This window comes from Bacillus cereus group sp. BfR-BA-01355 (genome assembly GCF_022663675.1).
In the GTDB taxonomy this organism is placed as follows: Bacteria; Bacillota; Bacilli; order Bacillales; family Bacillaceae_G; genus Bacillus_A; species Bacillus_A thuringiensis_S.
On sequence record NZ_JAKUFY010000015.1, the window covers coordinates 69,773 to 77,368 of the forward strand.

The window sequence follows — 7,596 nt, forward strand, 5'->3', positions numbered from 1 at the left end:
GAGTGAGTAAGAGCAAGGATTTTATCGTTGTAAAAGGTGCTAGAGCACATAACTTAAAAAATATTGATGTAACCATTCCGAGAAATCAGCTTGTCGTTGTAACGGGATTGTCTGGTTCGGGGAAATCATCATTAGCATTTGATACGATTTATGCAGAAGGGCAGCGCAGATATGTAGAATCGTTATCTGCGTATGCGCGCCAGTTTTTAGGACAAATGGATAAGCCGGATGTAGATACGATTGAAGGATTGTCACCGGCGATTTCAATCGATCAAAAAACGACGAGTCGTAATCCACGTTCAACTGTCGGAACAGTGACGGAGATTTATGATTATTTACGTTTATTATTTGCACGAATTGGTACGCCAATTTGTCCGAATCATGGGATTGAAATTACATCACAAACAGTCGAGCAGATGGTAGACCGTGTTCTTGAATATCCTGAGCGTACGAAATTGCAAGTGTTAGCGCCTATCGTGTCTGGGCGTAAAGGAGCGCATGTGAAAGTACTTGAAGATATTAAGAAGCAAGGGTATGTTCGTGTACGTGTTGATGGTGAAATGCTTGATGTGTCTGAAGAGATTACGTTAGATAAAAATAAGAAGCATTCCATTGAAGTTGTAATTGACCGTATTGTTGTAAAAGAAGGAATCGCAAGCCGTCTTGCTGATTCACTTGAAAGTGCATTAAAGCTTGGCGGAGGCCGAGTGTTAATCGATGTAATGGGAGAAGAGGAACTTCTATTTAGTGAACATCATGCTTGTCCGCATTGTGGTTTTTCAATCGGAGAATTAGAGCCGCGTATGTTCTCATTCAACAGTCCATTCGGAGCATGTCCTTCTTGTGATGGACTTGGTTCAAAGCTAGAGGTAGATTTAGAACTTGTTATTCCGAACTGGGATTTATCATTAAATGAACATGCGATTGCTCCATGGGAACCGACAAGCTCACAATATTACCCACAGCTTTTACAATCTGTATGTAATCATTACGGCGTTGATATGGATGTGCCTGTGAAAGATATACCGAAAGATTTATTTGATAAAGTGTTGTACGGAAGCGGTGAAGAGAAAGTTTATTTCCGCTATGTAAATGAATTTGGTCAAGTAAAGGAAAATGAGATTTTATTTGAAGGTGTTATTCCAAATATCGAACGTCGTTATCGTGAAACGAGTTCTGATTATGTCCGTGAGCAAATGGAAAAGTATATGGCAGAGCAAGCTTGTCCGAAGTGTAAAGGTGGACGCTTAAAGCCTGAGAGTTTAGCTGTTTTCGTTGGTGATAAAACGATTGCTGATGTAACGAAGTATTCTGTTCAAGAAGTACAGGAATTCTTCTCGAATGTGGAGCTAACGGAGAAACAACAAAAAATTGCTCATTTAATTTTAAGAGAAATCCAAGAGCGCGTTGGGTTCTTAGTGAACGTCGGTTTAGATTATTTAACGTTAAGTCGTGCCGCAGGAACTTTATCAGGTGGTGAGGCGCAGCGTATTCGTTTAGCGACGCAAATTGGTTCTCGTCTTACTGGCGTACTTTACATTCTTGATGAGCCTTCTATCGGTTTACATCAGCGCGATAACGATCGTCTTATTCGTACGTTGCAAGAAATGCGCGATTTAGGTAATACATTAATCGTTGTTGAGCATGATGAAGATACAATGATGGCTGCTGATTATTTACTTGATATCGGACCGGGTGCAGGTATTCACGGTGGGCAAGTTGTATCGGCAGGGACACCAGCTGAAGTGATGCAAGATGATAATTCGTTAACAGGAAAATATTTAAGTGGTAAAGAGTTTATTCCAGTTCCACTTGAAAGACGTAAAGGTGACGGACGTAAAGTGGAGATTGTCGGTGCAAAAGAGAATAACTTAAAGAATGCAAAAATGTCATTCCCACTCGGTACGTTTGTAGCGGTAACAGGTGTATCTGGATCAGGTAAAAGTACGATGATTAATGAAGTACTATATAAATCGTTAGCGCAAAAGTTATATAAAGCGAAAGCGAAGCCAGGTACTCATAAAGAGATTAAAGGTCTTGAACATTTAGATAAAGTAATTGATATTGATCAATCGCCAATTGGTCGTACACCACGTTCTAATCCAGCGACGTACACAGGTGTATTCGATGATATTCGTGATGTGTTTGCACAAACGAACGAAGCTAAAGTGCGCGGATATCAAAAAGGACGTTTCAGCTTTAACGTAAAAGGTGGCCGTTGTGAAGCGTGCCGTGGAGATGGAATTATTAAAATCGAAATGCATTTCTTACCAGATGTGTATGTTCCGTGTGAAGTTTGTCACGGTAAACGATATAATCGTGAAACGTTAGAAGTGAAATATAAAGATAAGAATATTTCTGAAGTGTTAGGGATGACAATTGAAGATGGAGTAGAATTCTTCGCCAATATTCCTAAAATTAAGCGTAAACTTCAAACGCTTGTAGATGTTGGGCTTGGTTATATGAAATTAGGTCAACCAGCAACAACATTATCTGGTGGGGAAGCACAGCGTGTGAAATTAGCTTCTGAATTACACCGTCGTTCTACAGGTCGTACGTTATATATTTTAGATGAGCCAACGACTGGTTTACATGCGCATGATATTGCACGTCTTCTAGAAGTGCTGCAACGTCTTGTTGAGAGTGGTGAGACGGTACTTGTAATTGAACATAATTTAGATGTGATTAAAACAGCTGATTATATCGTTGACCTTGGACCAGAAGGCGGGGACAAAGGTGGACAAATCGTCGCTTCGGGAACGCCAGAGCAAGTAGTAAAAGAAGAGCGCTCGTATACTGGTAAGTATTTAAAAGAGATTTTAAATCGTGATAAAGCAAGAATGAAAGAGAAAATAAAAGAAGTAGAGTTATCGCAATAAGTTTATTGATGAAAACCGAGTGGAAATGACGCTCGGTTTTTATTGTATAGGGGGAGATGATGGAGTTTTTAGATGTGTTGCGAAAGAAGAATATGAAGGTAAGAAAGTTCCAAAAGTGGGGTGTATATTTTCGGAAGCGCTGGGAGAATAACTTTGCAAACCATTTAAGTGATGAAGAAAAAGAAGACATTTTCTTTTACGGAGATAAGTATGTATGTGGATATCTTTGGCACATATTTAGTTATGAGAAAAAGAAGTGCTTAGAAGGAATAGAAGCAGAGAGCGCGTTTCATAATGAAGTGAAAAAGGAGTGCTACATTTTCTACCAACACTGTGATGAGGTACTATTAATAAAGGATGCGAGTTTATTACATATGGATGATACATTGTGTGAGACAGATGATGCGTATAAAGGTGATATCTATATTGTAGATAAAGATTTCACTTGGACTTTTGTAAAAACTCATGAACATAGATGGTGTGGTCCCTATTTCACAAAGAAATGTTGGTAGGTATACAAGCGTGAAGAGTAGAATAAGTTGGTATAAGTATTTGTATGATACTTGCGTTTATTGTCTATTAGCGTATGATGAAATATATATGTTAAAAGGATGTGTAAGAAAATGAGATGGATTGTATCACTTCTTGTAAATAGCGTTGTGTTAATCGCTGTATCGGGACTTTTAAAAGGGATTGCACCAGACGCGTTTTACGTAGCGAATATACAAACTGCAATTATTGCGAGTATTATTTTGGCTGTTTTAAATGTGTTCGTAAAGCCGTTTTTAATTTTAATTACGCTACCAATTACTGTTGTAACTTTCGGCTTCTTCTTAATTGTTATTAATGCGATTACGTTAAAAATAGCAGATTCATTATTAGGAGATGCTTTTAATATATCAGGATTTGGTGTAGCGATTGTTGCGGCAATTTGTATTTCAATTTTTAATATGATTATTGAAAAGGTAATTGTGGAACCTCTATATGAAAAAAAGAGAAAATGACAAAAAGAAAAACATTTCATTATTCGTATGAAATGTTTTTTTCTATTTATCAGAAACCGTATTTCTTGTTTCCAGAAAAAAATGGTACAATATCCGGTAGAATGGAATTTTACATCAAACGAGACTGAACCCGCAGCGGAGTGGAGGTTTATACATATGCCAAAAGTAAGGACAAAAGATTTAATTGAACAATTTCAATTGGAGTTAATAAGTGGTGAGGAAGGAATTCATCGTCCGATTGATACAAGTGATTTATCACGACCTGGAATTGAAATGGCAGGATTCTTTACATATTATCCAGCTGATCGCGTGCAGCTTCTTGGAAAAACGGAGCTTACGTTCTTTGATACGTTAACGACAGAACAAAAACAAGAGAGAATGAAAGCGCTTTGTACCGAGGAGACGCCATGTATTATTATAACTCGTAATCAAGATGTACCAGATGAGTTATTACAAGCATCACGTGAATCAGGCATGCCTTTATTACGTTCTTCTCAAACGACAACGAGATTATCAAGTCGTTTAACCAATTATTTAGAAGGTAAGCTAGCACCAACAACTGCTGTTCATGGTGTATTAGTGGATATTTACGGTGTTGGTGTTTTAATTACAGGTCAAAGTGGTGTTGGTAAAAGTGAGACAGCTCTTGAACTTGTGAAGCGTGGCCATCGCCTTGTTGCGGATGATAGTGTAGAAATTCGCCAAGAAGATGAAGACACATTAGTAGGAAGCTCACCAGATTTAATTGAGCATTTATTAGAAATTCGTGGTCTAGGTATCATTAACGTTATGACGTTATTCGGTGCAGGGGCAGTGCGAAATTATAAGCGTATTACACTTGTTATTAATCTTGAAATTTGGGATCAAAAGAAAAATTATGATCGCTTAGGTCTTGATGAAGAGAAGATGAAAATTATTGATACAGAACTTACGAAGATTACACTTCCAGTTCGTCCTGGTCGAAACTTGGCTGTTATTATTGAAGTAGCAGCGATGAACTTCCGTTTAAAACGTATGGGAGTCAATGCAGCACAGCAGTTCTCAGAACGATTAATGAGTGCGATTGAGTTAGGGAATCAGGAGTAAACATTGGAGAGGGAGGTCATACATATGCTGTTAGGTTCTGTACCGCAGCTTGACCGCGTAGCTGTCCAACTTGGGCCGTTTCCTGTTTATTGGTACGGGATTATTATCGGTACAGGTGTGCTATTAGGTCTTTGGCTAGCAACTCGCGAGGGAGAAAGGCTAGGTATTCCAAAAGATACATTTGTTGACCTTGTATTAATTGCAGTACCGATCGCTATTCTATTTGCGAGAATGTATTATGTTATTTTTGAATGGGAATATTACGCGCAAAACCCGAGTCAAATTATTAATATTCGTCAAGGTGGCTTGGCGATTCATGGTGGTTTAATCGGAGCGGTTATTACCGGCATTCTTTTTGCAAAGCGACGCGGGGTTTCATTCTGGAAGTTGGCGGATATTGCTGCGCCAAGTATTTTACTAGGACAAGCAATTGGCCGATGGGGAAACTTTATGAACCAAGAGGCACATGGTGATGAAGTAACGAGACAGTTTTTAGAAGGTCTTCATTTACCAGATTTCATTATTAATCAAATGTATATTGAGGGTGTGTACTATCATCCGACGTTTTTATATGAATCATTATGGAATTTTGTAGGTGTAATTTTACTACTTGCATTAAGAAAAGTGAATTTACGCCGCGGGGAATTATTCTTCACATATTTAATTTGGTATTCAGTAGGACGCTTCTTCGTAGAAGGCTTACGTACAGATAGTTTAATGCTAGGACCACTTCGTATTGCACAAGTAATGTCAATTGGACTTGTTGTTATTTCTATTATTTTCATTATTGTGAGACGAAAAATGGGGCAAGCTGATAAAAGATATTCGGAAAATTAGAGAAAAGTAGCATCTTATTGTAAGATGCTGCTTCTTTCATATTCAGGAAAGCGAAAGGACTAAGGCAATGAGAATAAATACAGTGTTATTTGATTTAGATGGAACTTTAATTAATACAAACGAACTTATTATTTCTTCTTTTTTACATACTTTACATACATATTATCCAAATCAATATAAGCGTGAAGATGTGTTGCCATTTATCGGTCCATCTTTGCATGATACTTTCAGCAAGATTGATGAAAGTAAGGTTGAAGAGATGATTACAAGCTATCGCGAATTTAACCATGATCATCATGATGAATTAGTAGAAGAATATGAAACTGTATATGAAACAGTTCGAGAGTTGAAGAAGCAAGGTTATAAAGTTGGTATTGTTACAACGAAAGCGAGACAAACCGTTGAGATGGGATTACAGTTGTCAAAGCTTGATGAATTTTTTGATGTTGTCGTGACAATTGATGATGTAGAGCATGTGAAACCACATCCAGAGCCACTTCAAAAAGCGCTTGAATTATTAGATGCAAAACCAGAAGAGGCATTGATGGTTGGGGATAATCATCATGATATTGTCGGTGGTCAAAATGCGGGGACGAAAACAGCTGCGGTTTCATGGACGTTGAAAGGTAGAGCGTATTTAGAAGCTTACAAGCCGGACTTTATGCTAGATAAAATGAGTGATTTGCTACCGATTTTGTCTAATATGAACCGTTCATAAAGGTCCAAGTAAGTTAGTAGAGGAGCGAGCTAAGTGCGACGGACAACGCGCTATCCTGTTTCAGGAGGAAATTCATTATGGAATGTGTATAAAACAGTGTCTTTTTGGAAGGTAATGAAAAACTTTATTATTATCCAAATTGCGCGTTACACGCCATTTTTATCTGTGAAGAATTGGTTGTACCGTACTTTTTTACGGATGAAAGTAGGAAAGAAAACATCATTTGCACTTATGGTAATGCCGGATATTATGTTCCCAGAAAAGATAACTGTGGGAGAGAATTCGATTATTGGTTATAACACAACGCTTTTAGCACATGAATATTTAATTCGTGAATATCGACTTGGGGAAATCATCATTGGAAATGAAGTGATGATTGGAGCGAATGTAACAATATTACCAGGTGTGAAAATTGGAGATGGTGCGACTGTCTCAGCTGGCACACTTGTTCATAGAGATGTACCGAGCGGAGCTTTCGTAGGTGGAAATCCAATGCGTATTATTTATACGAAAGAGCAAATGACCGCAAGAGAAGGTTCATGGTGAAAATGTAACATTTCTCTTCTTTTTTTATGAATAAAAAGGAAATAATTGAGTAGAATATACTGTTTTGTTTTTTACGGAATCGTTTATACTTATAGATAGAAGAATGTGTGAACGAAGAAAACAAAAAACTGGAGGATATATGGGGAAAAATCAAAGAATATATAAGGAGAACGGACAAGTTATCTCTTTTAATCAGCTAGCGGACTTCTTTTATAAAAAAGGGATGAGAGCTTACAAAGGGCAAAAATTGCAAGATGCAATTAAATATTTTCGAAGAGCGGCACAAAGTGAGAAGGAGCCGTTTATTTTATGTCAATTAGCATCAGTATTATCTGAGGCTGGTGAATATCAAGAATCGAATCAAATCTTCTTAAAGTTAGTTAGATCTAATCCAGAACTTGAACAGTGCTATTATTTTATTGCAAATAATTATGCATATATGGGGTTATTTCAACAGGCGAAGAAATATGCGGATCGCTATTTAGAATTTGCAAAAGAGAAGGAATTCGTAGAAGATACATTAGAA

General features: G+C 37.6%; 7 protein-coding genes and 1 pseudogene. All 8 read left to right on the forward strand.

All coding sequences use genetic code 11. From position 1 onward, the window contains the following. Window positions 1-2: 2 nt before the first annotated feature. The gene (uvrA, locus tag MR167_RS07630) at window positions 3-2,879 is read left to right on the forward strand and encodes an excinuclease ABC subunit UvrA (protein WP_000045589.1); all 2,877 of its coding nucleotides are present in this window, start codon (window positions 3-5) and stop codon (window positions 2,877-2,879) included. Window positions 2,880-2,938: 59 nt separating this feature from the next. Continuing rightward, complete coding sequence (locus tag MR167_RS07635; RefSeq protein ID WP_000394721.1) at window positions 2,939-3,391, forward strand: DUF4275 family protein; 453 nt, start codon at window positions 2,939-2,941, stop codon at window positions 3,389-3,391. 111 nt (window positions 3,392-3,502) lie between these two features. Further along, window positions 3,503-3,883, forward strand: a complete 381-nt coding sequence (locus MR167_RS07640) for a phage holin family protein (protein ID WP_001267311.1) — start codon at window positions 3,503-3,505, stop codon at window positions 3,881-3,883. A 156-nt stretch (window positions 3,884-4,039) separates the two neighbouring features. After that, on the forward strand, window positions 4,040-4,969 hold the full coding sequence (hprK, locus tag MR167_RS07645) for an HPr(Ser) kinase/phosphatase (protein WP_001127251.1): 930 nt from the start codon (window positions 4,040-4,042) through the stop codon (window positions 4,967-4,969). 24 nt (window positions 4,970-4,993) lie between these two features. Beyond that, window positions 4,994-5,806: a prolipoprotein diacylglyceryl transferase gene (gene lgt / locus MR167_RS07650; protein ID WP_000924241.1), complete on the forward strand. Its 813-nt coding sequence runs from the start codon at window positions 4,994-4,996 to the stop codon at window positions 5,804-5,806. A 67-nt stretch (window positions 5,807-5,873) separates the two neighbouring features. Then, window positions 5,874-6,524 (forward strand): pyrophosphatase PpaX, encoded by a 651-nt coding sequence (gene ppaX / locus MR167_RS07655; RefSeq protein ID WP_003256046.1) that lies wholly within the window; start codon window positions 5,874-5,876, stop codon window positions 6,522-6,524. A 33-nt stretch (window positions 6,525-6,557) separates the two neighbouring features. Continuing rightward, window positions 6,558-7,070 carry an acyltransferase gene (locus MR167_RS07660; RefSeq protein ID WP_001255086.1) on the forward strand — a complete coding sequence of 171 codons (513 nt, stop codon included), beginning with the start codon at window positions 6,558-6,560 and terminating at the stop codon, window positions 7,068-7,070. A gap of 139 nt (window positions 7,071-7,209) precedes the next feature. Further along, window positions 7,210-7,596, forward strand: a pseudogene (locus MR167_RS07665) (tetratricopeptide repeat protein); the annotation flags it as partial.